Below are 24489 nucleotides of genomic sequence, written 5' to 3'. Positions count from 1 at the left end.
GCGGGTGGTGCTGCTAGACCTAGCGCGCTGCGACGACTAGTCCCGCGCCTTGCTTCGGTCACGCTCGGCGATGACGTCGAGCACGCGGGCGGCCTTGATGCCGCGCCGGTTGGCTCCCTTGCCGGTCGTGGGGTCGGTGCCCCACACCTGATCGGTGAGGATCTTGTGGGGCTTGAGCGCGGCCGACAGCCACGTGGCCTTGCCCTTGCCGTCCACCTCGGACAGGTGCCCGTAGGCGGACGGGCGCAGCACCGCCAGGCGATCGGCGACGGCCTCCGACCACACCTTGCTTTCGTCGGCGTGGACCACGGCCGCGATGTCGTCCAACAGCGTGTCCCGGTTCTCCGACCCCGCCCGATCCATCACCTGTCCGGCAGCGTGGCCGGTCACCGTTCCCGCCTTCTCCCGCAGAGCGCGGGCACGGTCGGCGATCCGGTCGGACTCCGGGCCGTCCATGTAGGACGAGCGGACCACCTGCGGCTCGTCCGCCGCGCCGACCAGGAACCCGATTCCCTTGTCGGACTGGGTGAACGTGGTCGCCCGGATGCCGTTCTTGTAGGCGCTGGTCCCCAACACCATGTCGTTCTCGGTCTGCCCCATGACCCGCAGGCAGAACCGGATGCCGACGTTCGCGGACACCCCGGTCGGCAGGGAGTCCTTGTCCGGGCGCTGCGTGGCCAGGATGAGGATGATGCCGAGAGCGGGGCCGCGCTTGATGATCGCGGTAGCCAGCTCCCCGGCCTCCTTGCCGTAGGTGGAGTTGGAGAACAGCTCCTGGCACTCGTCGATAGAGAACGCGAGGGGGTGCAACCCGAGCTTGCGGTTGCTCGACAGCTCCGGGGTGACCTTGTTCTCCGGGCAGATGTCCTTGGACAGCCCCGAAATCGTCCTCGCGCGGGTCTCCAGCTCCTTGTAGACCTCCCGCAGCGAGTCCACGCACGCGCTGATCGTGTCGTCGTCGGCACCGGAGGCGTAGTGATGCGACACCTTCGCCAGCGCCGACAGGTCACCGGTGCCCTTCAACTCAAAGATCCGCATCTCCACACGCGGGTCCAGCGCCAACGCCAGCAACAGAACGCGCAGCGCGAACGTCTTGCCGTAGCGCGGCATCGCGCCGATCAGGATGTTGGCGAACATCAGCAGGATGGCCACCTGACGGCCGCGTTGGTCGTTGCCGAAGGGCAGCGGCGCGAACACGTCAGCTTGCCCACGCTTCGCGAGCGGCCAGGCGGGTTGCTTGGTCTTGCTCATCGGCTGATTGCCCACCCACAGCACCAGGCGTCCCGCGTGCTCCTCCGCTGACGGCTCGGGCCACACGCACCCCAGTGGACGGCGCAGACCGGAGGCCAGCCGGTCACGGCGTTCCATGATGTCCACGGCCGTGACACCGAACGGGAGATCGACCTCTGCACGCCACCCCGGCCCGTCGCGCTGGATCGGCGCGGGGAAGGTGATGGCGGTGCCACGGGTGGGGTTCATCGCGGCGATGCCCAGCGAGGACAGGGCGCGAATGACGATGTCGTTGGTGAGCTTGGCGACCTCGGTCCCGACCACGGCACGGGAGATCAGCGGCTTGTCGGCGGGCATCCCGGCCGCGCCGAGAGCGGCCAGGCCCCCGGCGACGAACGCCCACAGCGCCCACCGCAGCGACACCGGAAGCGGGTCCGGGAGCAGGAACCAGCCGACCAGCACGCCCACCAGGGCCACGCCGAGCAGACCGGCGCGGGTGCCGACACGGGAGTTGCGTTGCGTGGACAGCCGCAGGTACTCGGCCGCGTTGTTCTCCGCCACGGTGTGCTTGCGCAGGGCACGCCCTTCGGCATCGGTCACCCACGACCACACCGCACCCAATAGCCGACCGGCACCACGCGGGGAACGGGCCAGCAGCCGCAGCGCGTAGAGCGGGGTACGGAGCAGGTGGTAGGCCACGGTGTGCGCGGCGAATTTGCACCCCCACAACGCCGTGTCCTGGAACTCCTCCCACGACCGCAGCCACGGCGCGACCAACGGCCGCAGCTTGCGACCCCGGAACCCCTCCCACAGTTCGGCGGAGTTCGTGCCGGTGGTGGGCTGGTCGACCATGATCAGTTCGCCGTGCAGCACCTCGGGGGAGGGCTCGACGTCCGTGCTGTGGGTGGTGTCGACCATGGCCACGACGCTGGACACGGTCGCGGTGTCCGGGGTGATGGTGTCGTCGGTGCGGGCGGGGAAGGCGACCACGTTGCTCACCTCCGGGGTGTCGGTCGTGGGCGGGTACTCGGGTTCGTCGGGCGTGCCGATCAGGGTCGGGGTGCTCATCGCTGCGCCTCCGAGTCGTCGTCGTGAAGAAGGTGGGTAAGGGCAGCGCCACAGCCGAGGACAACCACGGGCAGGCAGGACACGAACGTGGTGATCCACCACGGGGCCTGCCCGATCCCTGCGGCCTGCATGAGGTGATAGGCGACCTGACCGGCCGCGCCGAGCACGAGTGAGCCGATGGCCGACCACTTGGCGAACCGGCGGGCCTTGTCGGAGCGGGACGCGCCGGACAGCCAGACCCGCAGGGCGTACGCGGCGTAGGCCTCGACACCGATCGGCAGGGTGATCGCGGAGTTGATGACGAACCCGTCCGCGATACCGGGGAGCAACCGGATCAACCCGAATCCGGCCTTCTCACCCAGACCCACCCAGCCACCCCAGATCGCGACGAACGCGCCTGCGGCCAACAGCAGCAGCGGCCAGGACCGAACCCGCGCGGCGGGCTTGAGGGCAGGTGCGACCTCGGGTGACGCATCCCCCGCGGGCACCTCTGTGCCGTGTGACGCTTCCTGCTCGACGGCCGGAACCGGGTCCACGACCGGGTTGACCTCGACATCCGCCACAACCGTCCCAGCATCGATCACGGGGGCCGGAACCACCTCGACCACGGGCGCGGGCTCGGTGGCCTCGACCACCACGGCCGCAACCGGCTCGACCACGGGGGCGGGCCCGGTGTCGCGGGTGGGCACGGCGTGCAGTCGACGCGTGGTGCTCTCGGAGACGACCGGGTCCGGGCTGGTGGGGTCGAACCCGTCCGCCGTCAGCGCCTCCAGCACCGCCGTGGCCTTCGGTGCGCCCACCTTGAAGGTGGTCTTGATCCGGTTGCGGGAGGGGAGTTCGCCCAGCTCGACGGCCAGGGCCTTGACCTGCTCGGTGAGCGCGGTCAGCTCGATCGGGTACGCGCTGGTCATCGGGCCACCTCCTGACGGTGCATACGGAACGAAGAGACACGGGCGGGCCGGTAGCGGGTCGACAGCAGCAACGCGGCGGCCGACACGAGGGCGAGCACGGCGGCCAGGACCATCACGTCACTGGCGCCGTGGCACACCACCGACCAGCCCGCGAGCGCCACCAGGGCGGCGGAGACGAACAGCTTCCACAGCAGCACCGCGAGCACGACCGGCACGAAACCGAGCAGCCAGAACGGCGCGGGCAGCGATCCGAGTGCGACGCTCACTTGTCCACCGCCACGTCGCCAGCCGGACTGAACCCGCCAGGCCAGTCGGCGGTGTCGATCGCGGTGTCGATGTTGCGGCAGAACCGACGCGCGGCCTCCTGCGCCTCGGCGGTGTCGGGCTCGACGTCGTAGGCGAACCCCGTGTCATCGCAGGACGCGGTGAACTCGACATCCATGTCGGAGGCGCGGGGCGCGTCCTCGACCTCGACCGGCACGGGGGCCGGGTTCAGGTCGGCGGGCTGGCCGGTCCGGTCACAACCGGTCAGCAGCGCGGCCACCACCAGGACGAGCGCAGCGGCGCTGATCCGGCTGTGGCGTGGGTGTGTCTGGTGAGCCATGCTGGTGATCTCCTGACGCTTATGTGAGTGCTGGGAGACCCGAATCGGCGGTGTCTTCTTGGCCGGAGTCGGCCGCCGGTTCGGGGTGATCAGAAATCCGGGTCGGTGTCGGGCCAGTCGGCCCCACCGCTTCCACCGCAGTCGGAGCAGCCGCTCCCGTGGCAGGTCTCGCAGTCGATCCACATCACTGCTCTCCGTTCTGTCGGGCGAGGTGGCCGGGGATGGAACCGTTCATCAGGCGGCCTCCTGCATCTCGGTGGCGCAGGCGGTGTCGAAGCAGGGAACGCAGCACTTGCGGCCGTCCCAGCGCGGGACGATGTAGCCACGGTCATGGCCGCACTCCGGGCAGATCCGGCGGCCGAGGTTGGCCTTGGCGATCGCTGTCCACTTCGCGGGCGTCATTGGCCGGACCGGCGCGGCCTTAGCAATCAGGTACAGCGACGCGAACGAGACCTTCTTGGACAGGTTGTGCCGCACGTAGAGCACCGCGACCGGGTCATGTCCGTTGGGCCGCAACCCCATCGCCCGCAACTGCCGGTAGGTGGCGAGCAGGTGCCGGGGAGCGCAGCCGTAGGACAGCAGCGGAAGCCCCTCGTGCAGGCCACGGGTGTAGGTCGCACCGGACTGCCACGGCACGGACTGCACCAGTACCCAGGGGTACGCCTTGCCCGCCATCACGACACCGAGACCAGGACGGAAGCCGGTACCAGCGTGAACATGACCGGGGAAACTGACTGACGAGGGACTGTGCGCATGGTTGATAAGCCCTTCCGGGTGAGGTACTGCGGGATGCGACCGGGCAAGCGGCGAGTGCCGCGCGGGTCAGAGAAGTGCGGTGAGAGTCAGGCTGACGCTGAGCAGCAGCAGCCCTATGCCCAGCAGATCCACGGCCAACCGGACTCGCCTGTACTTGGCACGCACGATCGCGGCCAGCGTGGACAGTTCGACAGCCTGACTGGTGAGCGGCTCTTGGTCGGCCAGCGCCGACAACAGCTCGGAGGGACGTCCGGTGAACCGGACCAGCCGAGGAAAGCCGAACGGGTCGGAGTCCCCGAAGCGCGGGCGGACCGCGTGCAGCAAGACCAGCACCGCCAGCGCCATCGGCACGGCGGCCAACCACAGCAGGACCACGGCCACGGTGGGCATGGGCCTGGTCCCCAGCGCCACCACACCAGCGAGGAACCCACTGAACAGAGGAAGTAGGGAACCGGCTTTGGTGTCCGCGCGGCGGAGCTGGTCGTTCACGTCGATCTGCGCCTGGTCGATCTGAGCAGCGACCGCAACGGGGTCTGTCATCACGCGGCCTCCGTCCCTGTCGGAACCGACAGCGGGCCGTGGACACGCAGAACGCGCACGGTGCCGCCCAACGTGCGTTCGATGACGCGACGGTCGCGGCGGTTCTGCGCGGTGCAGTCGAGCAACGCGGACGTGGCCGGCGGAAGGTCCGCCAACTCGTCCGCAACTTCAGAGATCAACGCGTCGATCGACGCTTCGTCCAGCCTGTCGGGGCTGAACTTGCCGAGGTCACCGGGGCTGAGCATCTGTGACTCCTTGGTGTCTGCCGGACCAAAGTCCGCATGTCTGACGGTCTGTATGCAGACATTAGGAGTCACGCGTCGTCGGTGTCAAGACTCTGTATGCAGACTGCTCTAGACTGGTCTCATGAACAGCGGATTCACTGACGCACGCCCACTTCAGGTGCAGGTGGCGGACGACGTCCGTCTGAAGATCGAGAGTGGCGAGTGGCCTCCTGGTCACAAGCTGCCCTCGTTCGACGTGCTTGCGACTGAGCATGGCTGCTCGCTTGCGGTAGTACGCAAGGCGATCGACCTGCTGAAGCAGCAAGGCCTCATCGTGACAATGCAGGGCAGCGGAACGTTCGTCCGTTCTCACCCGATCGCACAGTTGCAGGGAATCGAGCGCTACTCGCGCAGTCTTTGGCAGTCAGGCAAAACGGTACTTGTCTCCACGCCCAGAGATTCGATTTACGGCACGGCAAGTCAGGAAATTCGAGCACTCGAAGAGGTTCCCGCGTCCAAGTTGGTGGCCGATCGCTTGGGAATTGAAGTCGGAACACCCGTATGGGCTCGACGTAGGACAACTGCTGTCGACGGTCGCCCCAATCAGCTTGCGGATAGCTACTACGAACTTGATGTCGTTCGCGGTACGGCAATTATGGAACCCGACACGGGGCCTGGCGGCGGGTTGGCACGCCTTGAAGAGAATGGCTATCGACTGGCTGAGGTCCAGGAGGAACTCTCAACCAGGATGCCTTTGGGGCCTGAGTCTGTTTCGTTGCAACTCCCGCCGGGTACTCCGGTGCTTGAGTTGGTAAGGACGATCTACGACGATACTGGTCGAGCAGTGGAGGTTATGGTTTCCGTAATCGCTGGTGACACGGCCGCGTTTTGCTACCGCTTTCCCATTCCAGACTAAGGATATTTATATGCGAGTCTCAATGGAGAGTCAGGCTACGCCTGGTCGAGTAAACGATGACTATGCTGTAGTTGGTCTGGAATGGGCAGTTGTGCTAGACGGTGCAACAGCGCTAAAACCGGCAGAGAACGGATGTATTCATGGCGTTCCTTGGGTGGTTCACAGACTCGCTGGAAATTTGGCTCATACGCTGACCGTTACGCCAGATGTTGCGCTGGCCGATGCTTTGGCTGAGTCAATCACACGTACTTGCGCGGCACACGAGAAAACCTGCGACTTGAGCAACCCCGACAGTCCTTCGTCAACGGTCACAATACTTCGTCGTCGAGACGATGTCCTTGACTACCTAGTCCTTGGAGATTCACCGTTACTCGTCAAACGCGCAGGAAGAGTAGAACCCATCCTGGATGAGCGGATGGCGAACCTCAACGACTACTCATATGACGCCGTGATGGCGGCGCAGAACACATCGGATGGATACTACGTCGCTAACACTATGCCTGACGCCGCTTATCAGGCTGTCTGTGGCACGCTTTCAGGGGGAGGGGTAGATGCGGCTGCACTGCTAACTGACGGTGCAAGCCGACTTGTGGATGCATTTCAGTTGATGTCATGGGAAGAATTGTTTTATATCATATCGACTGAAGGACCTGCGAGCCTGATCGCACAAACAAGGAAGGTTGAAGCTGATGGAGCCGCGACAAGCGATGGCCGGAAACGCAAGCATCATGATGACGCAACTGCCGTTTTTATCGACTTTATGCTTTAAGGGTGGCTTCACTCTGTAATTGGTTTGCTGAGTCGAAATGGACTGTCGATAAGATATCCCGTGTCAGTATGTTTTGCCATTGATGGGTATTGGCGCGGCACCCTTCGCCTCTTTCCAGAGGTGTAGGATATCGCCGACTAGCAAGTAAGCTCCAGTGATAAATCGAGATGCCTCGTATTTGGTGACGGTAGAGTGTGCTCCTTTGTGGCCAGCGTCATCAAACGCGTCAATTCGCTTGCCAAAATCCTCTAGATCGGCAGTGATTACATCTTTAAGTGTGACTTCTTTTGTGGGCTGGTTGACGATCCAGTCTATTAGCCTATTTATGTACTTGGCATCCGTCATTGGACGCCCTTGGACTGCGCCCCCTGGTGGCCGTAATTCATCAGCGATGCTCTTGAGCAGCCGGCGACACGCCGATGCCGCATTTGCCCAACTTTCAGGGTTTCCGGAAGATGCGTTGTCAAATGCAACTGCAAATTTTGCGGCAGCGCTTGGGGTGAGTTGAGCGATGTGTTTATCAACTTCTCCCCGAATGGTCATAAATGCGTCCTCTGTTGCGGCGCCGAACCTCAGTTCGATTGCTCGCTCGGCGACGTATGCATGTACGGACCCAGTGATTCTGCCAATAATTTCTTGATAGTCTATAACTCTGCGATTTAGATCGGCACGTTCTTTAGAGGTGTTAATCTTTTCTGTTTGAAGTCGAATTCGACTAGTGTCTGCAGTGGCATATATTTTATCTACAGTTTCGCCCCAAAAACTGAGCACTCCGCTCTTGGGGTCTTTTCCTGACAGTCGATTCGAGCGTAGTGCAGCCTTATAGCCCTTGCTTGTTAAGGTTCCATCTCCATTTTGGTCGTACCCTGTAAGCTCCTGAAAAAGCCAATCGATTGCATCTGTGTCGTCCATCAAACGTGCCAGTCGACTGGCCTTTTTCACTATTTTTGGTGCGGGTAGTCTGACCAGTTCGATGTCGGCAATTATTTCTTCTGCCAAAGTAAGCGCGGCCATACGGCGAGTTTGCGTCATAGTTTCCTTCGTTAGTTATCGCTTGATTAGTGACGCTGCTGTCACCGGTAGCCATTTGACCTGGGAGGCTACCGCAGTTGTCGATGCTGTGGTACAGGAAGTCAAGAGGCTGGCGAGAAACGTTATGGCGTAACCGGGAGGAATCGTCACTTACCTCCAGGGGAAGCGTCACGCTCTGAGATGTCTGTGTCCGTGTCCGTGTCCGTGTCTCTGGGATCGGTAACTGCGGTAACCATGCAGGTCAGGCGGTTACCGCAAAGGGGCTGGTTACCGATCGGATCGGTAACCGTGGCCAGCCTCGCCGGTTGTCCTCAGCGGGCCATTGGAGTGTTGGAGTGGACTGGTTACCGTTTCGATCGGTAACCCCATGATCAAAAGTAACCGTTTGACCTGCGAGGTTACCGCAGTTACCGCAGTTACCGATCCTGGGAGTATAGGCAGTCGAGGTTGACGGAGGACACCTTGGAGGCACGGTGTTGCCCGCGGGGGAACCGTCACTTGCCTGCGGGGGAAGCGTCACCTTCTGAGAGGGAGCAAGCTTTGGTGGGGGCTATGTCTCCAGGATCGGTAACTGCGGTAACTGCGGTAACCATGCAGGTCAGGCGGTTACCGCAAGAGGGCCGGTTACCGATCGAATCGGTAACCGGTAAGTGCTGGAGTGCCACTACGGCAGACTCCGTGACAGAAGCGACCAGGGCGGAAACGTCACCGGAGTCCGACCATCTCGATGGCATGCGGTGCCGGCGGAAGCGGGGGCGGTTACCGTTTTGATCGGTAACCGGGGTGTGATCGGTAGCCGTCTGACCTGCGAGGTTACCGCAGTTACCGCAGTTACCGATCCTGGAGACATAGCCCCGCAGGGCGGCTAGTGCGGTCGGTAGGCGTCTCGTCGGTGGGCAACCGCTACGACCGTGATCGTGCGCTGCTCGTCGTTGAGGGTGTAGAGCGCCCGGTATTCACCGCGTCGCGTGCTCCACACGTCGTCAAAAGGTGTTTCGAGTGGCTTGCCGAGTCGGTGTGGGTTGCCCGCGACCGGTCCGATCAGGTGCTCGTAAAGGGCGACGGCGGCAGCCAATGGAAGTTTGTCCAGGCGTCGACGTGCGGCGGGACTGAAAGAGACGGTGTACGCCTGCAAGTGGCTCATTCGCCAGCGGCGCGACGTGCGGCGAGGTCTGCGGCGATGTCGCCTGACGAGAAGACCCGGCCAGCGTGGGCGTCGGTGAGTCCTTCGACTAGGTCGCGCACAAGTTCGGTGTCTGAGAGCACGTCGATAGTCTCCCGCAGCCGGTCCAGCTCTCCGGAGGGGACGATGTCGGCGACGTGTTGGCCGTGCGCGATGACGGCGACGGTATCGCCGTGCTCGGCATGGTTGACGACCTCGGCCCAGGATGGCGATTCCTCGGCCGACACGGAGGTGACAGGCTGCTCGCTCATGTCCTCAGTGTGCCTCCCGCAGGTGTGTCGTGTCTCGCGTGAGACCGTGAAACGCGAAACAGGTGTAGATGACTGTGCGCGGTCCTGCTTGGCGTAGCGCGCAACTCGTCTGGCTCTGAGACGGCCGTGGACGCGTCGAACCGGACCGGGTGGTGTTCCTGAGTCCCGTACGGCGGGTGCTTGTCGGAAACTGTCCACAGTGGATGCCCGGCAGGGTTCGGTCGCTCAGCTGGGGAGCCTCTGTACCGAGGGCGTACCGAAGTGGCCTGTCTGGGGTGGGAAACGCCAGGTCAGAGCGTGTGGCGGGAACAGTCTGTAAATCCGTCGGCTTACGCCTACGTAGGTTCGAATCCTACACCCGCCACATGTGTGGAAGCCCCCGTGACCTGGGATTACAGGTCACGGGGGCTTTCTTGTGCGCAATGGCCGAGTGGTGGACCCGCACTCGTGGACAAGCCCGTTCACCGATGCCGCGACTAGTGCCTGAGTCCGTCTCGTCGTTTATCGGGCGGGACGTAGTGGATGCCTCCGGGTCGTGACCGGCTCAGCGGTCCGACACCAGTTGACCGCCGATCGCCCAGTTCCCCGCCTCGACCTCGCGGATCACCACCCACACGCCTTCCGGCTTCACGTCGCAGGTGCGGACGAGTGCGTCGGTCATCTCGCGCACGAGTGCGCGCTTCTGCTCTTTGGTGCGTCCGGGGAACATGTCTACGGTGATCATGGGCATGGACGGACCTTGAACTGGACGGGGCCTGCGCGCAAGGGCTTCCTCTCCCTTGCGTGCAGGCCCCGCGGGGGCAGCATAGCCCATGTCGAACACATGTTCGACTGGTCAGGCTGTGCGAAGTGCGTCGCGGCCCTCGTCGGTGAGCTCGGCGCGGACCCGTTGGCCGAAGCCCGCGGGGGCGCTGGGGCGGAGCAGGCCGGCGCGGAGGAGGTCGTGGGTGGCGGACTGGTCGCAGCAGGGGAGGCCGTCGACGTAGAGGTCCGGTTCGCGGCCGCCGGAGAGCTCGGCGCGGCCCGCGGCGACGGCGCGGAGCATGGCCCGTGCGCGGCCGGACAGTTCTCGTACCTCGGTGGTGGTCATGGTCCCCGCCTCTTCCCGTCGTGCGCCCTGTCCTCTAGGAGGTAGGACCTGTCCCGTGAAATACCCACCGTTCGGGTTGTCCGGGGAGGTCCACCTTGCTCCGGTCGGCCGTTCGGATCATGTCGCCACGCCGATCGGCCGCGCTGTTCAGCCCAACCGAAGTTCGCCGACCGGCCGGCGCTCGGTTCGGACCCGTTGTCGCGCGAGGGGGCGGTCGGAGTCGTGCCGCTGCCGATGCAGAGGACATGAGCGAAATCCTGATTGCCCTGGCGGCCCTCGCGGTCGGGGTGCTGTTCGGCCTGTTCCTGCGTCGGCCGAGACCTCGCTCAGCCACGTCGGCGCCGAGTCCGGTGGCCCCGCTGGAACGCGCTGTCCACCGGGAACTCCTCAACGCCGTGGACGACCTCGAGTACGCCCTGAACACGGTGCGGAACTTCGGCCCGCTCAGCGCCTCGGAACTCCTCAACGTCGACCTGCCCGCCAAGCTCGACCGGCTCGTCCTGGCGGGCCTGTCGTCGGAGGTGTTCGCGCGGCTGCGCGCGCGGACCGAGCAGATCTCGCTGCACCCGTTCCCCGAGCAGCGCGAGCTGGTGTCCGCCGTGCGGGCCGACGAGCGGCCGTCGCCGCTGTCCGCGGTGTGGCTGCTGATCCGCGAGGCGTCCGGCAGCGGGGCCGCCCAGCACCTGGCCGCGGGCGAGGCGAGGAACTGCCTCGACGAGCTGCGCGCCGAACTGGCGCTGCTCGCGCCCCACGACGAAGCCGTCCTGGTCTAGGTTCGAGCCGCGTGGAGATCTTCGTGGTGGACGCGTTCACCGATCGTCCGTTCTCCGGCAACCCGGCGGGGGTGGTCCTGCTCGACGAACCCGCGGACCCGGCGTGGATGCAGTCCGTCGCGGCCGAGATGAGGCACGCCGAGACGGCCTTCGTCGAGGTAGGCGGGGCGGAACCGCTGCCGCTGCGCTGGTTCACCCCGACCGCCGAGGTCGAGCTGTGCGGGCACGCGACGCTGGCGGCCGCGCACGTGCTGGGCGGCTCGGTCGTGTTCAGCACCCGCAGCGGCTTCCTCACCTGCAAGGCGGGCCCGGACGGCTGGGTGGAGATGGACTTCCCGGCCGACCCGCCGAGCCCCGTCGACCCGACCCCGCTGCTGCTGGCGTCCCTGCCCGGCGTGACGGTCGAGGCCGTCGCCAGGGGCGTGTCGGACGTGCTGGTGGAGGTGGCGTCGGCCGCCGAGGTGCGCTCGCTGCGCCCGGACCTCGTCCTGCTCGCCGACGTGCCTGGTCGCGGCGTCGTCGTGACGGCCCGCGGGGACGCGCCGGGGGTCGACGTCGTCAGCCGCTGCTTCTACCCGTCGTTCGGAGTTCCCGAGGATCCGGTGACCGGATCCGCCCACTGCACGCTGGCCGCGTGGTGGGCGCCGCGCCTCGGCCGGGCCGCTCTGCTCGGCGAACAGGCGTCTCCACGCGGTGGACGTGTCCTGATGACGCTGCGTGACGACAGGGTGGGATTGGCGGGCCAAGGTGTCACCGTGTTGCGAGGACAGCTGACCGTGTGACCGGTTTCGTCACTTCACGTGGTATATGCCTCCTCGACCTGCCATTTCATCACCCAACCGAGGTACATTGATGCTCTTAGAGGGGTCCTGGTAACTGTTCGGGACCCCTCAGTCACGCCGAGTTCGAGGGGCCGCTCCCGGCCCGCCGGGACGAGGGCCGACGAGGAGGCTGGATGTCCGACAGTGCGTCGGCCACACCGTCGGACTCGTCGACGCGCGGCACCGGTCGATCCGCGAACGCGGCGTTCAACGTCTACGCCGTCACCCTGCTCGTCCTGGGCATCTCGTGCGCGATCGCGGTCGGCGGCAGGCTCCCGGACCACCCGGTCGACGCCCGCCTCCTGTGGACGGGCCCGCTGCTGGTCATCGGCTTCCTGCTCGCCGAGCAGCTCGCGATCAACGTCGACGTCCGCAGCGGCGTCGCGTGGACGATCTCGTTCACCGAGATCCCGCTGGTGCTCGGCCTGCTCGTGGCGCCGTTCGAGGTGGTGCTCGCCGCTCACGTCGTCGCGGGCGTCGGCACCCTGCTCGGCCGCCGCGTCCTGAACCGGGTCGCCTACAACGCGGGCCTCATGTTCATGGAGATCTCGGTCGCGTTCGCGGTCGCCTACGGCGTGAAGGAACTGGTGGGCCCCGGCGGACCGTTCTGGGCCGGACCGTTCCTCGGCACGATCGCGGTGCCGCTGCTGGCCAGCGTCCTCGGTCTGACCGCGCTGCGGATCATGGGCAAGGGCATGCGGGTCACCGCGAGCCTCCGCCTCGTCGGCCAGACCCTCATCGTGGCCCTGCTGAACACCTCCGCCGGTCTCGTCGCGTACGAGATCGCGTCGACCACCCAGTGGGGCGGCCTGCTCATCGCGCTGGTGTTCGCGGGCATCACCGCCATCTACGTGGCGTACTCGTCCCTGCTGCGCGAGCAGCGCGACCTGGAGGCCCTCAGCGAGGTCTCGCTCCGCGTCGCGCGCTCCGGGCAGAACTCGACCGGTCCGCGCAACACCGCGGGACAGGAAGAGGACGACGACGAGGACGACGAGTGGCAGCTCATCGCCGACCGCATCCGCGAGCAGCTCAACGCCAACCGCGTCGTGCTCCGGCTGCGCACCGACCCGCAGGCGCCGATGCGCACGCTGGTCGCGGGTGAGCCGCTGCCCGACAGCATGCGCAAGGCCGACGCCCGCGTCATCCGCGAAGACGCCATGCTCCAGCTCCCCGGCACGCACGTCCGGTACTTCCGTGTCGTCGACTCCAACGAGGACGTCACCGAGGCACTGGCCCGCCGGGACGCGCAGGAAGCGCTCGTGGTGCCGCTGCGCGGCGCGACGCAGCTGCTCGGCGCGGTCGAGGCGCACGACCGGCTCAGCAGGTGGCGCGGCTTCGGCAGGGCGGACATCCAGCTGCTCCGCACCCTGGCCAGCCACCTCGCCACCGCCGTCGACAACCGCAGGCTGCTCGCCCGCCTGCGCCACGACGCCTACCACGACCCGCTGACCGGGCTCCTCAACCGCGCGGGCTTCCGCGAGGCCGCCGCCGAACCGCTGCGCGAGCACAACCAGGCCGTCGTGCTCCGCGTCGACCTGGACGTGCTGTCGACCGTGTCCGACGCGCTCGGCCAGGCGTGGGGCAACCGCATGGTCGTCGCCGCGGGCCGCAGGCTGCGCGACGAACTCGGCCCCGACATCTCGCTCGCCCGGCTCGAGGGCGGCATGTTCGCCGCGCTCCTGGTCGACCGCAGGGCGGGACTGGCCATGGAGATCGCCGAACGGCTGCGCTCGGCCCTCTCGGTGCCCTACCCGGTCGACCGGCTGACCGTCGAGGCCAGCGCCGTCGTCGGCTACGTGTCGACCGCCGAGGCCGACGACGACCCGGACGTGGACGTCCTGCTGCAACGCGCGGACGTCGCCGTGCGCGCCACCACCGAGGCCGATCCGGTGCGGTCGTACGTGCCGAGCATGGGCCAGATCTTCCTGCGCCGCTTCCAGCTCGTGACCCAGTTCCGCCAGGCGCTGGAGACCGGCCAGATCTCCGTGCACTACCAGCCGAAGGTGGCGCTGCCCAGCCGCCAGGTCGTCGGCGCCGAAGCCCTGGTGCGCTGGAAGCACCCCGAGTTCGGCCGCGTCGACCCGGATGAGTTCGTGCCCGCCGTCGAGGCCACCGGCCTGATCGACGTGCTCACCGACTTCGTCATGGACAAGGCGCTGGAACGGGTCCGCGGGTGGATGGACCGCGGGCTGCGGATGTCCATCGCGGTCAACCTGTCCGTGCGCACCCTGGCCGACGAGGAGTTCCCGGACCGCGTCGCCAAGGCCCTCCAGCACCACGACGTGCCGCCGCAGCTGCTCACGTTCGAGCTGACCGAGTCCGGCGTGATGGCCGACCCGGAACGCGCCCTCCCGGTGCTGCGCAGGCTGCACGCGCTCGGCGTCGTGCTGGCCGTGGACGACTTCGGCACCGGCTACTCGTCGCTCGCGTACCTGCGCCAGCTGCCGGTGGACGAGGTGAAGATCGACAAGAGCTTCGTGCTCGGCATGGGCACCGATCTCGGCGACATGGCCGTCGTGCGGTCCATCGTCGAACTGGGGCACTCGCTCGGGCTCACCGTGGTGGCCGAGGGCGTCGAGGACGACGCCGCGCGCGACCAGCTGGTCAGCATGGGCTGCGACATCGCCCAGGGGTACCTGATCTCCCGGCCGCTGTCCGAGGAGCGCTTCGAGGCGTGGCTCGGCGCGCGAACCGTGCAGGTCAGGGGGGCCCGCGATGAGACGGTCCTCACCTTGGTCCACTGAGGCCACCCCCCGATTTCCATCTGGGGGACGGCCTGTGTAAGATTCTTCTTGCCCCGCAAGGAGCAAGTGCCCCAATAGCTCAGTCGGTAGAGCGTTTCCATGGTAAGGAAAAGGTCTACGGTTCGATTCCGTATTGGGGCTCCACAACCCGGCCGCGGTGCAGAGCAGTAAGCACCGCGGCCGAGTCGTGTAAAGCGGTGTAGCTCAGTTGGTAGAGCAAGCGGCTCATAATCGCTGTGTCGCCGGTTCAAGTCCGGCCACCGCTACTCGAGTGGGAGAGGTGTGCCGATGGAGAGCATCGGCCCATCTCGTTCCGCCATCACATCGGGGGCCTAGCCCCCGAACCCCGCCAGGGGGCCCGCCCCCTGGACCCCCGGTGGTCGGCTTGGGTGGTCGACTTCCGGTTCTGGATCCCCGCCAGGGTGGTAAGCCCGCCCTGGTCGCCCAGTTGGGCCGGGACTGTCGAGCTCTAGAAAGGCAAGGCCGTGGCTGCAACCGACGTACGTCCGAAGATCACTCTCGCGTGCGAGGAGTGCAAGCACCGGAACTACATCACCAGGAAGAACCGTCGGAACGACCCCGACCGCCTGGAGATCAAGAAGTTCTGCCCGAACTGCAAGACCCACCGGGCGCACAAGGAAACCCGCTGACCCAGCGGTTCCACCGGAGTTCACGAAGAGGCCGTCCCGAATCCGGGGCGGCCTCTTCGCGTAACCTGCCCCGGTGGCATTGGACCAGTCGTTCATCGGACGCACCTACCCCCCGTCGCCCCCGTACGAGGTGAGCCGCGAGAAGATCCGCGAGTTCGCCGACGCCGTCGGCGAGTCGAGCCCGATCCACCGCGACCCCGAGGCGGCGAAGGCCGCGGGCCACGTCGACGTGATCGCCCCGCCGACGTTCGCGATCCTGATCTCCATGAAGGCCAACGAGGTCCTCGTCATGGACCCCGAACTCGGCCTGGACTACACCCGCGTCGTGCACGGCGACCAGACGTTCGTCCACCACCGGCCGATCGTGGCCGGTGACCGGCTCGTCGTCACCACGCACGTGGACGCCATCAACTCCCGCATGGGCAACGACATCGTGTCCGTCCGCGCCGAACTCGCCACCGAGTCCGGCGAGCGGGTCACCACCGCACGGTCCACCCTGGTCGCCAGGGGCACCGCCACCGAGGAGCAGGCATGATCCGCGCCGCAGAGGTCACCGTCGGCGACGTCCTGCCCCCGCTGAGCCTGCGCATCACCCGCGCGGACCTCGTCCGCTACGCCGGCGCCTCGCTCGACTTCAACCCGATCCACTGGAACGAGCGCTTCGCCCAGGAGGTCGGCCTCCCCGGCGTCATCGCCCACGGGATGCTCACCATGGGCATGGCCGTCCGGGTCGTCACCGACTGGACCGGCGACCCCGGCGCCGTCGTCGAGTACGGCGTCCGCTTCGGCAGGCCCGTACCGGTGCCCGACGACGCCGAGGGCGCCCTCGTGGAGGTGTCCGCGAAGGTCGCCAAGGTCCTGGACGACGGGACCTTCAAGATCGCGATCACGGCCGCTTTCGAGGGCAAGTCCGTGCTGGGCGGCGCCAACGCCCGCGTCCGCCTGCCGTAGCCGCGCCGCGGGTCTCGACCAAACGATCTTGTCGGTGCCCGCCGCTACCCTGGAGTTCGGGGGGACCCCCGCACGCGCGCGAGGGTTGGACCCCCGGTCTCGACAGTAGCGGCGGGCACCGACAGGAATCGGGAGTCGGTGCTCCGAGCAGCGGGAACGGACTCAGAACCCGCCGCAGAGCGCGCTGCTGAAGGCGCCGTTGCCGGTGGCGGACTTCTTCTCCACGCCGTCCACGGTGATCTTGCAGCCGACGGACCCGCCGTCCTGGCCGGTCGTCACGGTCAGGCTGCCGCCGCTCATCAGCCCCTTCACGGTCATCTCCTTGCGCCACGGCAGCGTCGTGAGCGTCTCCTGGCTGCTGGCGCTGGTGCCGTCGCTGAACGTCGAGTAGGTCACCGTGGCGCTGGTGGCGTCGCCGGTCACCTCGTAGACCACGACCTGCTCCTTGTTCGCCTGCTCGTCGAGATCGCCGGCGGCCTTGCCGAAGAAGGCGGCCCACAGGACGCACACGAGCAGGCCGAGGGCCGACAGGACGACGCCGGTGATCGCGAGCCCCTTGTTGTCGGCCGTGCCGCGGCTGGTGCGGGAGAGGCCGATCAGGGACAGCACGAGGCCGAGGACGACCAGGGGCCAGGCGACGACCCCGATGAACGGGATGAAGCTGAAGAAGAAGCCGAGGAGGCCGAGGACGAAGCCCGCGGTGCCGAGTCCGTTGCGGGTCCGGGTGGGGAGCGGGTCGAGCACCGGCGGGGTCATGGTCGTCTCCTGGGGGCTGAGCGGGTACGGCTGAACGGACCATCGTGCTGGGCCGTTCGGCGGTTACGCCGTTCACCTGATCGGAGAAGCGCCGGGGCCGCCATGCGGACGGCATGACGGCCCCGGTGGAACGATGGCGTGCTAGCGGATCTCGCCCAGCAGCTCGGCCATCCTGGTCACGCCGGTGACCAGGTCGTCGTCGCCCAGCGCGTAGGAGAGCCGCAGGTAGCCGGGGGTGCCGAAGGCTTCGCCGGGGACCACGGCGACCTCGGCGTGCTCCAGGACCAGGGTGGCCAGCTCGGCGGAGCTGCCGATGACCGTCCCGCGCAATTCCTTCCCGATCAGCGCCTTGACCGACGGGTACGCGTAGAACGCGCCCCGCGGCGTGGGGCACTCGACGCCGGGGATCGCCGAGAGCAGGCCGACGATCGTGCGCCGCCTGCGGTCGAACGCGGCGCGCATCCCGTGCACGGCCTCCAGCGACCCGGACACGGCCTCCAGGGCGGCGCGCTGGGACACGTTGGCGACGTTCGACGTCAGGTGCGACTGGAGGTTCGCGGCGGCCTTGACGACGTCGGCGGGGCCGATCAGCCAGCCGACCCGCCAGCCGGTCATCGCGTACGTCTTCGCGACGCCGTTGAGCACGATCGTCCGTTCGGCCGCCGCGGGCACGGCGGCGGGCAGCGAGACGGCCTCGGCACCGTCGTAGACCAGGTGCTCGTAGATCTCGTCGGTGATCACCCACAGGCCGTGCTCGACGGCCCATTCGCCGATCGCGACGATCTGCTCGCGGGAGTGGACCGAGCCCGTGGGGTTCGACGGCGAGCACAGCAGCAGCACCTTCGAGCGGTCGGTGCGAGCCGCCTCCAACTGCTCGACGGTCACCAGGTAGTCGGTCGACTCGTCCGCCGTGACCTGCACCGGGACGCCGCCCGCGAGGGTGATCGCCTCCGGGTAGGTGGTCCAGTACGGCGCGGGCAGCAGCACCTCGTCGCCGGGGTCGAGGACGGTCGCGAACGCCTGGTAGACGGCCTGCTTGCCGCCGTTGGTGACGAGCACCTGGCTCGCGTCGACCCGGTAGCCGGAGTCGCGCAGCGTCTTGGCCGCGATCGCCTCGCGCAGCTCCGGCAGGCCCGCGGCGGGCGTGTAGCGGTGGTTGCGGGGGTCGGCGCAGGCGGCCTGCGCGGCGGCGACGATCTTCTCCGGGGTCGGGAAGTCCGGCTCGCCGGCCCCGAAGCCGATCACCGGCCGGCCCGCAGCCTTGAGCGCTTTCGCCTTCGCGTCGACCGCGAGGGTGGCGGACTCGGCGATGCCGCCGATCCTCCTGGAGACCCGTGGGAGCGGAGAAGTGCTGGTGGGCGCGGTCGTCTCGGGCGTGGCCATGGTCGCCATGGTCGCAGACAGCGCCGTTTTCCCTCCCCTCGGGCGCGCCCGCTCCCAGCGTGTGGGAGGCTGTCCGGGACAGTCCGGTCGGTGGTGCTCACGAGTGCGCTGACCGGGGCGGTTGGAGTGTGCGGGTGTTCGTGCCGTATGCTTCCGAACTTGGAACGCCTGCCATGTGGCCCCGTGTTCGCACGGGGAGGCTGGAAGGTGTCCGGCCAAGGAGTTCCGCGGAGTAGCGTGGGGTTCCAAAGGGGCGTAGCTCAATTGGCAGAGCAGCGGTCTCCAAAACCGCAGGTTGCAGGTTCAATTCCTGTCGCCCCTGCGTCGAAATGCACGGCGAGTGGAGGACGGCATGAGCGACGACCGCGAGCAGGATCAGCCGAAGGAGCGCGAGAGCGCGGCTCGGCCGGTCACCGCAGCGGCCCGGCGTGAGCGTCGTGCTTCCGCCCGTCCGGCTTCCCGCAAGGACAGCGCCGCGTCGAAGTCCGATGAGGACTCCGACGAGGCGTCGAAGAAGGGCCGCCCCACGCGGGCTCGGGACACCCAGGAGAAGCGCACGTCGCTGATCGGCAAGGGGTTCCGGTACATCCGCGAGGTCGCCAGCGAGCTGCGCAAGGTCATCTGGCCGACGCGCAAGCAGCTGATCACCTACACCTCGGTCGTGCTGGTCTTCGTGGCCTTCATGGTCGCGCTGGTGTGGGGCCTGGACCTGGGCTTCGGCTGGGGCGTGTTCGAGCTGTTCGGCTGAGCCGACCGGCTGCCGGTCCCCGTCTGAGGTGACCGAACACGTGATGCACGAAAGGAAGCGAGACCCGCAGTGACCTCCGAGAACGGCGTTGACGCCCACGAGCTTGCCGACCTGACCGACGAAGAGGTGTTCGCCGCCGTCAAGGACGGCGACTCCATTCACGTCGAGCCGGTCGACCAGCCGGAGGACACCGAGGAGTCCGCTACCGACGAGGGCGACGTCGACGCCCCCGACGCCGAGTCCGAGGACGCCGAGCCCGAGTCGGGTGGCGACGTCGAGGCGGTCGGTGACGAGGCTGCCGAGGACGACGAGGCGGCCGCCGAGCTGCCCGACATCCACGCCGAGCCCGTCGACCCGGTGGCCGAGATGCGCGACGCCCTGCGTGCGGCGCCCGGCTACTGGTACGTCGTGCACTCGTACGCGGGTTACGAGAACAAGGTCAAGACGAACCTCGAGACGCGCATCCAGACCCTCGACATGGAGGACTACATCTTCCAGGTCGAGGTGCCGACCGAGGAAGTCACCGAGATCAAGAACGGCCAGCGCAAGCAGGTGCAGCGCAAGGTGCTGCCCGGCTACATCCTGGTCCGCATGGAGCTCAACGACTCGTCGTGGAGCGCGGTGCGCAACACGCCCGGCGTGACCGGCTTCGTGGGTGCGACCTCCAAGCCCTCCGCGCTGACCATCGACGAGGTCCTGAAGTTCCTCCTCCCGCAGGTGGAGCCGAAGGCGGCCGAGGGCAAGAAGTCGGCGTCCGGCGGCCAGACCAAGTCCACCATCGAGGTCGACTTCGAGATCGGCGAGTCGGTCACCGTCATGGACGGCCCGTTCGCGACGCTGCCCGCGACGATCAGCGAGGTCAACGCCGACGGCCAGAAGCTGAAGGTCCTGGTGTCGATCTTCGGCCGCGAGACCCCGGTCGAGCTGTCGTTCAGCCAGGTTTCCAAGATCTGATCGATCCCCGCGGGGATCGTCGGCCACGCTGCGGCTGGCAGGGCCGCGCGCGGACACTGCAATAACAGGAAGTATTGAGATGCCTCCCAAGAAGAAGAAGAAGCTTACTGCGGTCATCAAGCTGCAGATCAAGGCCGGTCTCGCGAACCCCGCGCCGCCGGTCGGCCCCGCGCTGGGTCAGCACGGCGTCAACATCATGGAGTTCTGCAAGGCCTACAACGCCGCGACCGAGTCGCAGCGCGGCACCGTCGTGCCGGTAGAGATCTCCGTGTACGAGGACCGCACGTTCGAGTTCAAGCTCAAGACCCCGCCCGCCGCGAAGCTGCTCCTCAAGGCCGCCGGTGTGGAAAAGGGTTCGGGCGAGCCGCACCGCGTCAAGGTCGCCAAGGTGACCATGGCCCAGGTCCGCGAGATCGCCGAGGGCAAGATGGTCGACCTCAACGCCACGAACATCGACCAGGCCGCGAAGATCATCGCCGGCACCGCCCGCTCCATGGGCATCACGGTCGAAGGCTGATCCACCCAACACGTTGAAGTACGTGGGAGAGCTCAGCGCAGCTCGCACCACAACTGATCCACTGAGTTAGGGAACAGACATGAAGCGCAGCAAGGCCTACCGTCAGGCCGCCGAGCTGGTCGACCGTGAGCGGCTGTACTCGCCGCTCGAGGCCGCGAAGCTGGCCAAGGAAACCTCCAAGGTGAAGCTCGACTCGACCGTCGAGGTCGCCATCCGCCTGGGCGTCGACCCTCGCAAGGCCGACCAGATGGTCCGCGGCACCGTGAACCTGCCGCACGGCACCGGCAAGACCGCACGCGTCATCGTCTTCGCGACGGGCGACAAGGCCGCAGAGGCCGAAGCCGCCGGCGCGGACGCGGTCGGCTCCGAGGAACTGATCGCCCGCATCCAGGGCGGCTGGCTCGACTTCGACGCCGCGATCGCCACCCCCGACCAGATGGCGAAGGTCGGTCGCATCGCCCGCATCCTCGGCCCGCGCGGCCTGATGCCGAACCCGAAGACCGGCACCGTGACGCCCGACGTCACGAAGGCCGTCTCGGACATCAAGGGCGGTAAGATCAACTTCCGCGTCGACAAGCAGGCCAACCTGCACCTCGTCATCGGCAAGGCGTCGTTCGACACCGAGAAGCTGGTCGAGAACTACGCGGCCGCACTGGACGAGATCCTCCGCGCCAAGCCGTCCGCGGCAAAGGGCCGGTTCCTGAAGAAGATCACCGTCTCCACCACGATGGGCCCCGGCATCCCCGTGGACCCGAACCGCACGCGCAACCTCCTCGTCGACGAGCAGGCCTGACCTGCCCCGAAGACGACCTGAGAAGGCCCCCAGCGACCAAGTCGCAGGGGGCCTTCTCGCATTAAAAGAGAAACCGAAACACCCGCCAGACCCCCATCGACAGGCGCAGCCGCCCCCTCGCATCCGGCGCGGAGCGCCCTCCGCCCTACCGACGCGCAGCGAGGTGCTTCGCCAACGCGCAGCGAGGTGCCCTGGCCAACGCGCAGCGAGGTGCCCTGGCCGACGCGCAGCGAGGTGCCTTGTCAGGCGCAGCCTGATGCTGGCGGAGCCAGACCTACCCCTGCCCCCGATACACAGCGCCCTCCTGCCCTGCCCTTGTTTGTCAAGACATCTTTTCCGTCTTGACAAACAAGGGCAGGGCATTGAGACAATCGCGCGCCGGGGGCCGGGCTACGCCAGAAAACCCACCGCCAACCGCAAGCAGGTAGTCCGAACTCACCAAACCCACGATCACCCGGTCACACAATCCGCAGGCTCACCCTCGTAATCCGTGATGATCCAAGTGTTGTTCACCTGCTTGGACAGCACGAACTTCCCCAACCCCGGCCCCCCGCTGACCTTCAAATCCTGACAAGACGACACCTGCACCCGATCGGTCACTGGCGGCTTCAACATCGCGTCCGGGAAGTAGGGCTGCTCGTACTGATCAACCCTCAACACCTTCCCGTGCAACGCATGGATCGCCGCCTCGCAATCGGAAGCCCTGAACGCCTCCGTGAACTTCTTCTTCGCGGCCCCGTCCTCCGCGAACAGGTTGCAGGCCTGCTTGGGCGAATCCTGCGACACGTGCTTGTAGAAGATCCCCACAGTCCCCTGCAACCCGTACGGCGACGTCGGCGCGATCAGATTCCCGGTGCTCCCACCACTGTCCCGCGCGATGTCAGCCGTCTCATCACTGCTGTCGAAGAACTTCTCGTACGCCCAGTTCACCGCGAACATGAACACCAGCAACGTGATGGCCAGCGACACCAACCGCTTCACCAACCTGCTGCCGAGCACCACCTTCCACAACGGCTTCGGCTCAGGCTTCACGTAAACCGTCTGCACCGGCGGCTGCGCAGGAGGCGGCATCGGCGGTTGCACCACCGGCGGATTCCCTCCAGGTCCGACCTCCCCGGCCGGCAACGCAAGCGGCCCCTGCGCACCCTGCTGCCCCTGCTGGAACCGCTGGTACTCCTGGAACCTCTGGAACTCCTGGAACTGCCGCAACTGCTCCGGATCAATCCCCGCAGGTTCCTGCGGCTGCTGCGGCTGCTGTGGTCCGCCACCCGTGCTGTCCGTCACCCGTACATCATGCCGGGTGAATTTGGAACCGCGACCACCCATCGGCTACTGTCAACCCGTTCCACCAAAGACCGCCGGTCTTCCTCTGCCTTCGGCAGTGGGAACGAAGGCCCCGTTGCAATGGGGGCGGCCCGCGCAGGAGGACGAGGAAGCATCCCAGTCGCGGTTCGCCGCGTCGAAGATCCACGCCCCGTGCCCTGGCGCCGGGGCGTTTTTGTTGTTTCGGGACCTCTCAGGCCGCGGTAACACCCAGCCCAGAGAGGAGGCGATCATGGCGAAGCCCAGCAAGGTGTCGGCCGTCGCCGAGATCACGGAGCAGTTCCGTGGCAGCTCGGCAGCAGTCATCACCGAGTACCGCGGCCTCTCCATGGCGCAGCTCACCACGCTGCGTCGCGCTCTCGGCACGGGCGCCACGTACACCGTCTCGAAGAACACGCTGGTCAAGCGTGCCGCTCAGGACGCCGGCGTCGAGGGCATCGAAGCCCTCCTCATCGGCCCGACCGCCATCGCCTTCATCGCTGGCGAGCCGGTCGACGCGGCCAAGACCCTGCGCGACTTCGCGAAGGACAACAAGGCCCTGGTCATCAAGGGCGGCTACATGGATGGCCGCTCCCTCTCGGTGGACGAGGTCACCCGCATCGCGGACCTCGACTCCCGTGAGGTGCTGCTCGCCAAGCTGGCGGGCGCGATGAAGGGCAACCTGTCGAAGGCCGCGGCGCTGTTCGCAGCCCCCGCTTCCCAGGTCGCTCGACTTGCCCAGGCGCTTGCGGACAAGCGCGCCGCGGAGGGGTCTTCGGACGCCGCCCCGGTCGCGGACGCCGCAGAGCCCGCCGAGAGCTGATCACAACACCCACGCACTCGCGTCCCCCAGCGGGACGTGGTTAACGAAAGGACCGCCATCATGGCGAAGCTCAGCAACGACGAGCTGCTCGACGTCTTCAAGGAGATGACCCTCCTGGAGCTGTCCGCGTTCGTGAAGCAGTTCGAGGAGACCTTCGAGGTCACCGCCGCTGCCCCCGTCGCCGTCGCGGGCCCCGCGGGCCCCGGTGCCGCGGCCGCCGAGGTCGAGGAGCAGGACGAGTTCGACGTCGTCCTCGAGTCGGCTGGCGACAAGAAGATCCAGGTCATCAAGGTCGTCCGCGAGGTCGTCTCCGGTCTGGGTCTGAAGGAGGCCAAGGAGCTCGTCGAGTCCGCCCCGAAGGCCATCCTCGAGAAGATCGCCAAGGACGCCGCTGAGGCCGCCAAGGAGAAGCTCGAGGCTGCCGGCGCCAAGGTCACCGTCAAGTGATCTAGCCCCACAGCTGCACAAACGGCGGGTACCCCTCACGGGCTACCCGCCGTTTGCATTCCGCGAGTCGAACGCCCAGGCACCCCGTGTCGAACACTCAGGCACCCCGAGTTGGCCAACCGAGGTGTCTGGAGGTTCGACACGGGGTGCCTGAGTGTTCGACTCGCGGTGTTATCGGTCCGCAACCCCTGGTAGGCCAACTGGTGAGTAACCTCGCTGGCTTCGGCTCGTTGCACCTGTGTGGTGTGAGCGG

General features: G+C 66.8%; 29 protein-coding genes and 3 tRNA genes. 17 read left to right on the top strand and 15 right to left on the bottom strand.

Annotation, left to right across the window (positions count from 1 at the left end; translation table 11 throughout):
- Positions 1-36 precede the first annotated feature (36 nt).
- The 7 genes from RM788_RS22515 to RM788_RS22485 all read right to left on the bottom strand — a co-directional run bounded on the left by RM788_RS22515 (position 37) and on the right by RM788_RS22485 (position 5354).
- Complete coding sequence (locus tag RM788_RS22515) at positions 37-2298, bottom strand: FtsK/SpoIIIE domain-containing protein (RefSeq protein ID WP_315933722.1); 2262 nt, start codon at positions 2296-2298, stop codon at positions 37-39.
- The gene (locus RM788_RS22510) at positions 2295-3209 is read right to left on the bottom strand and encodes an ABC transporter permease (protein WP_315933721.1); all 915 of its coding nucleotides are present in this window, start codon (positions 3207-3209) and stop codon (positions 2295-2297) included. The genes RM788_RS22515 and RM788_RS22510 overlap by 4 nt, the downstream gene beginning before the upstream one ends.
- Complete coding sequence (locus RM788_RS22505) at positions 3206-3475, bottom strand: hypothetical protein (protein ID WP_315933720.1); 270 nt, start codon at positions 3473-3475, stop codon at positions 3206-3208. The genes RM788_RS22510 and RM788_RS22505 overlap by 4 nt, the downstream gene beginning before the upstream one ends.
- Positions 3472-3813, bottom strand: coding sequence for a hypothetical protein (locus RM788_RS22500; RefSeq protein WP_315933719.1), 342 nt, complete (start codon positions 3811-3813; stop codon positions 3472-3474). The genes RM788_RS22505 and RM788_RS22500 overlap by 4 nt, the downstream gene beginning before the upstream one ends.
- Before the next feature lie 234 nt (positions 3814-4047).
- On the bottom strand, positions 4048-4488 hold the full coding sequence (locus RM788_RS22495; protein ID WP_315933718.1) for an RRQRL motif-containing zinc-binding protein: 441 nt from the start codon (positions 4486-4488) through the stop codon (positions 4048-4050).
- 147 nt (positions 4489-4635) lie between these two features.
- A complete protein-coding gene (locus tag RM788_RS22490) occupies positions 4636-5109 on the bottom strand; it encodes a Pycsar system effector family protein (protein WP_315933717.1) in 474 nt (157 codons plus the stop codon).
- The gene (locus RM788_RS22485) at positions 5109-5354 is read right to left on the bottom strand and encodes a hypothetical protein (RefSeq protein WP_315933716.1); all 246 of its coding nucleotides are present in this window, start codon (positions 5352-5354) and stop codon (positions 5109-5111) included. Before RM788_RS22485 ends, RM788_RS22490 begins: the two co-directional genes overlap by 1 nt.
- A 121-nt stretch (positions 5355-5475) precedes the next feature.
- Between RM788_RS22485 and RM788_RS22480 the strand changes: the two genes are divergently transcribed.
- Positions 5476-6249 (top strand): GntR family transcriptional regulator, encoded by a 774-nt coding sequence (locus RM788_RS22480; protein WP_315933715.1) that lies wholly within the window; start codon positions 5476-5478, stop codon positions 6247-6249.
- A 22-nt stretch (positions 6250-6271) separates the two neighbouring features.
- Complete coding sequence (locus RM788_RS22475; protein ID WP_315933714.1) at positions 6272-7018, top strand: protein phosphatase 2C domain-containing protein; 747 nt, start codon at positions 6272-6274, stop codon at positions 7016-7018.
- Between the two features lie 63 nt (positions 7019-7081).
- Here RM788_RS22475 and RM788_RS22470 read toward each other — a convergent pair whose 3' ends face one another.
- From RM788_RS22470 to RM788_RS22450, 5 genes are all read right to left on the bottom strand, one after another.
- A complete protein-coding gene (locus tag RM788_RS22470; protein ID WP_315933713.1) occupies positions 7082-8032 on the bottom strand; it encodes an AbiTii domain-containing protein in 951 nt (316 codons plus the stop codon).
- A gap of 883 nt (positions 8033-8915) precedes the next feature.
- Positions 8916-9194, bottom strand: coding sequence for a type II toxin-antitoxin system RelE family toxin (locus RM788_RS22465; protein WP_315933712.1), 279 nt, complete (start codon positions 9192-9194; stop codon positions 8916-8918).
- A complete protein-coding gene (locus tag RM788_RS22460; RefSeq protein ID WP_315933711.1) occupies positions 9191-9484 on the bottom strand; it encodes a hypothetical protein in 294 nt (97 codons plus the stop codon). The genes RM788_RS22465 and RM788_RS22460 overlap by 4 nt, the downstream gene beginning before the upstream one ends.
- A 544-nt stretch (positions 9485-10028) precedes the next feature.
- Complete coding sequence (locus RM788_RS22455) at positions 10029-10208, bottom strand: tautomerase family protein (RefSeq protein ID WP_315933710.1); 180 nt, start codon at positions 10206-10208, stop codon at positions 10029-10031.
- 111 nt (positions 10209-10319) lie between these two features.
- Positions 10320-10574 (bottom strand): hypothetical protein, encoded by a 255-nt coding sequence (locus RM788_RS22450; RefSeq protein WP_315933709.1) that lies wholly within the window; start codon positions 10572-10574, stop codon positions 10320-10322.
- A gap of 245 nt (positions 10575-10819) precedes the next feature.
- Between RM788_RS22450 and RM788_RS22445 the strand changes: the two genes are divergently transcribed.
- The 8 genes from RM788_RS22445 to RM788_RS22410 all read left to right on the top strand — a co-directional run bounded on the left by RM788_RS22445 (position 10820) and on the right by RM788_RS22410 (position 16513).
- Positions 10820-11347, top strand: coding sequence for a hypothetical protein (locus tag RM788_RS22445; RefSeq protein ID WP_315933708.1), 528 nt, complete (start codon positions 10820-10822; stop codon positions 11345-11347).
- 11 nt (positions 11348-11358) lie between these two features.
- Positions 11359-12129, top strand: coding sequence for a PhzF family phenazine biosynthesis protein (locus RM788_RS22440; RefSeq protein ID WP_315933707.1), 771 nt, complete (start codon positions 11359-11361; stop codon positions 12127-12129).
- 173 nt (positions 12130-12302) lie between these two features.
- Positions 12303-14912: a putative bifunctional diguanylate cyclase/phosphodiesterase gene (locus RM788_RS22435; RefSeq protein WP_315933706.1), complete on the top strand. Its 2610-nt coding sequence runs from the start codon at positions 12303-12305 to the stop codon at positions 14910-14912.
- 68 nt (positions 14913-14980) lie between these two features.
- Positions 14981-15056 (top strand) — tRNA-Thr (locus RM788_RS22430).
- A 49-nt stretch (positions 15057-15105) separates the two neighbouring features.
- Positions 15106-15178, top strand: a tRNA-Met gene (locus RM788_RS22425).
- Positions 15179-15397: 219 nt separating this feature from the next.
- Positions 15398-15562: a 50S ribosomal protein L33 gene (gene rpmG, locus RM788_RS22420; RefSeq protein ID WP_015105301.1), complete on the top strand. Its 165-nt coding sequence runs from the start codon at positions 15398-15400 to the stop codon at positions 15560-15562.
- A 73-nt stretch (positions 15563-15635) separates the two neighbouring features.
- Entirely contained in the window at positions 15636-16097 is a 462-nt protein-coding gene (locus RM788_RS22415; protein ID WP_315933705.1) for an FAS1-like dehydratase domain-containing protein, read from the top strand.
- Positions 16094-16513, top strand: a complete 420-nt coding sequence (locus RM788_RS22410; RefSeq protein WP_315933704.1) for a MaoC family dehydratase — start codon at positions 16094-16096, stop codon at positions 16511-16513. Before RM788_RS22415 ends, RM788_RS22410 begins: the two co-directional genes overlap by 4 nt.
- 162 nt (positions 16514-16675) lie before the next feature.
- Here RM788_RS22410 and RM788_RS22405 read toward each other — a convergent pair whose 3' ends face one another.
- Positions 16676-17269 carry an MmpS family transport accessory protein gene (locus RM788_RS22405; RefSeq protein ID WP_315933703.1) on the bottom strand — a complete coding sequence of 198 codons (594 nt, stop codon included), beginning with the start codon at positions 17267-17269 and terminating at the stop codon, positions 16676-16678.
- A 141-nt stretch (positions 17270-17410) separates the two neighbouring features.
- Positions 17411-18652 carry a pyridoxal phosphate-dependent aminotransferase gene (locus RM788_RS22400; RefSeq protein ID WP_315933702.1) on the bottom strand — a complete coding sequence of 414 codons (1242 nt, stop codon included), beginning with the start codon at positions 18650-18652 and terminating at the stop codon, positions 17411-17413.
- Positions 18653-18901: 249 nt separating this feature from the next.
- Here RM788_RS22400 and RM788_RS22395 point away from each other — a divergent pair.
- From RM788_RS22395 to rplA, 5 genes are all read left to right on the top strand, one after another.
- A tRNA-Trp gene (locus tag RM788_RS22395) sits at positions 18902-18974 on the top strand.
- A gap of 30 nt (positions 18975-19004) precedes the next feature.
- On the top strand, positions 19005-19400 hold the full coding sequence (secE, locus tag RM788_RS22390; protein ID WP_315933701.1) for a preprotein translocase subunit SecE: 396 nt from the start codon (positions 19005-19007) through the stop codon (positions 19398-19400).
- A 69-nt stretch (positions 19401-19469) separates the two neighbouring features.
- Positions 19470-20354, top strand: coding sequence for a transcription termination/antitermination protein NusG (nusG, locus tag RM788_RS22385; protein ID WP_315933700.1), 885 nt, complete (start codon positions 19470-19472; stop codon positions 20352-20354).
- A gap of 79 nt (positions 20355-20433) precedes the next feature.
- Complete coding sequence (gene rplK, locus RM788_RS22380) at positions 20434-20871, top strand: 50S ribosomal protein L11 (protein WP_315933699.1); 438 nt, start codon at positions 20434-20436, stop codon at positions 20869-20871.
- A 79-nt stretch (positions 20872-20950) separates the two neighbouring features.
- The gene (gene rplA, locus RM788_RS22375) at positions 20951-21664 is read left to right on the top strand and encodes a 50S ribosomal protein L1 (RefSeq protein ID WP_315933698.1); all 714 of its coding nucleotides are present in this window, start codon (positions 20951-20953) and stop codon (positions 21662-21664) included.
- Between the two features lie 450 nt (positions 21665-22114).
- Here the strand turns inward: rplA and RM788_RS22370 are convergent, their stop codons facing one another.
- Complete coding sequence (locus RM788_RS22370) at positions 22115-22948, bottom strand: hypothetical protein (RefSeq protein WP_315933697.1); 834 nt, start codon at positions 22946-22948, stop codon at positions 22115-22117.
- Positions 22949-23219: 271 nt separating this feature from the next.
- Between RM788_RS22370 and rplJ the strand changes: the two genes are divergently transcribed.
- Complete coding sequence (gene rplJ / locus RM788_RS22365) at positions 23220-23789, top strand: 50S ribosomal protein L10 (RefSeq protein ID WP_315933696.1); 570 nt, start codon at positions 23220-23222, stop codon at positions 23787-23789.
- Between the two features lie 60 nt (positions 23790-23849).
- Positions 23850-24236, top strand: a complete 387-nt coding sequence (gene rplL, locus RM788_RS22360; protein ID WP_315933695.1) for a 50S ribosomal protein L7/L12 — start codon at positions 23850-23852, stop codon at positions 24234-24236.
- Positions 24237-24489 lie beyond the last annotated feature (253 nt).

Source organism: Umezawaea sp. Da 62-37 (assembly GCF_032460545.1).
In the GTDB taxonomy this organism is placed as follows: Bacteria; Actinomycetota; Actinomycetes; order Mycobacteriales; family Pseudonocardiaceae; genus Umezawaea.
Note: the sequence above shows the minus strand (reverse complement) of the source record. Positions and strands in the feature narration are given on the sequence as shown.

What these genes read in the sequence shown, in the direction of transcription:
- RM788_RS22460 (WP_315933711.1), bottom strand. Translation starts at nt 9,484, where the DNA reads ATGAGCGAGCAGCCTGTCACCTCCGTGTCGGCCGAGGAATCGCCATCC.
- RM788_RS22515 (WP_315933722.1), bottom strand. Translation starts at nt 2,298, where the DNA reads ATGAGCACCCCGACCCTGATCGGCACGCCCGACGAACCCGAGTACCCG.
- RM788_RS22455 (WP_315933710.1), bottom strand. Translation starts at nt 10,208, where the DNA reads ATGATCACCGTAGACATGTTCCCCGGACGCACCAAAGAGCAGAAGCGC.
- RM788_RS22510 (WP_315933721.1), bottom strand. Translation starts at nt 3,209, where the DNA reads ATGACCAGCGCGTACCCGATCGAGCTGACCGCGCTCACCGAGCAGGTC.
- RM788_RS22410 (WP_315933704.1), top strand. Translation starts at nt 16,094, where the DNA reads ATGATCCGCGCCGCAGAGGTCACCGTCGGCGACGTCCTGCCCCCGCTG.
- RM788_RS22435 (WP_315933706.1), top strand. Translation starts at nt 12,303, where the DNA reads ATGTCCGACAGTGCGTCGGCCACACCGTCGGACTCGTCGACGCGCGGC.
- RM788_RS22485 (WP_315933716.1), bottom strand. Translation starts at nt 5,354, where the DNA reads ATGCTCAGCCCCGGTGACCTCGGCAAGTTCAGCCCCGACAGGCTGGAC.
- rplA (WP_315933698.1), top strand. Translation starts at nt 20,951, where the DNA reads ATGAAGCGCAGCAAGGCCTACCGTCAGGCCGCCGAGCTGGTCGACCGT.
- RM788_RS22470 (WP_315933713.1), bottom strand. Translation starts at nt 8,032, where the DNA reads ATGGCCGCGCTTACTTTGGCAGAAGAAATAATTGCCGACATCGAACTG.
- rplL (WP_315933695.1), top strand. Translation starts at nt 23,850, where the DNA reads ATGGCGAAGCTCAGCAACGACGAGCTGCTCGACGTCTTCAAGGAGATG.
- RM788_RS22490 (WP_315933717.1), bottom strand. Translation starts at nt 5,109, where the DNA reads ATGACAGACCCCGTTGCGGTCGCTGCTCAGATCGACCAGGCGCAGATC.
- RM788_RS22445 (WP_315933708.1), top strand. Translation starts at nt 10,820, where the DNA reads ATGAGCGAAATCCTGATTGCCCTGGCGGCCCTCGCGGTCGGGGTGCTG.
- RM788_RS22475 (WP_315933714.1), top strand. Translation starts at nt 6,272, where the DNA reads ATGGAGAGTCAGGCTACGCCTGGTCGAGTAAACGATGACTATGCTGTA.
- RM788_RS22480 (WP_315933715.1), top strand. Translation starts at nt 5,476, where the DNA reads ATGAACAGCGGATTCACTGACGCACGCCCACTTCAGGTGCAGGTGGCG.
- rplJ (WP_315933696.1), top strand. Translation starts at nt 23,220, where the DNA reads ATGGCGAAGCCCAGCAAGGTGTCGGCCGTCGCCGAGATCACGGAGCAG.
- RM788_RS22405 (WP_315933703.1), bottom strand. Translation starts at nt 17,269, where the DNA reads ATGACCCCGCCGGTGCTCGACCCGCTCCCCACCCGGACCCGCAACGGA.
- rplK (WP_315933699.1), top strand. Translation starts at nt 20,434, where the DNA reads ATGCCTCCCAAGAAGAAGAAGAAGCTTACTGCGGTCATCAAGCTGCAG.
- RM788_RS22500 (WP_315933719.1), bottom strand. Translation starts at nt 3,813, where the DNA reads ATGGCTCACCAGACACACCCACGCCACAGCCGGATCAGCGCCGCTGCG.
- secE (WP_315933701.1), top strand. Translation starts at nt 19,005, where the DNA reads ATGAGCGACGACCGCGAGCAGGATCAGCCGAAGGAGCGCGAGAGCGCG.
- RM788_RS22465 (WP_315933712.1), bottom strand. Translation starts at nt 9,194, where the DNA reads ATGAGCCACTTGCAGGCGTACACCGTCTCTTTCAGTCCCGCCGCACGT.
- RM788_RS22450 (WP_315933709.1), bottom strand. Translation starts at nt 10,574, where the DNA reads ATGACCACCACCGAGGTACGAGAACTGTCCGGCCGCGCACGGGCCATG.
- RM788_RS22400 (WP_315933702.1), bottom strand. Translation starts at nt 18,652, where the DNA reads ATGGCCACGCCCGAGACGACCGCGCCCACCAGCACTTCTCCGCTCCCA.
- RM788_RS22495 (WP_315933718.1), bottom strand. Translation starts at nt 4,488, where the DNA reads ATGGCGGGCAAGGCGTACCCCTGGGTACTGGTGCAGTCCGTGCCGTGG.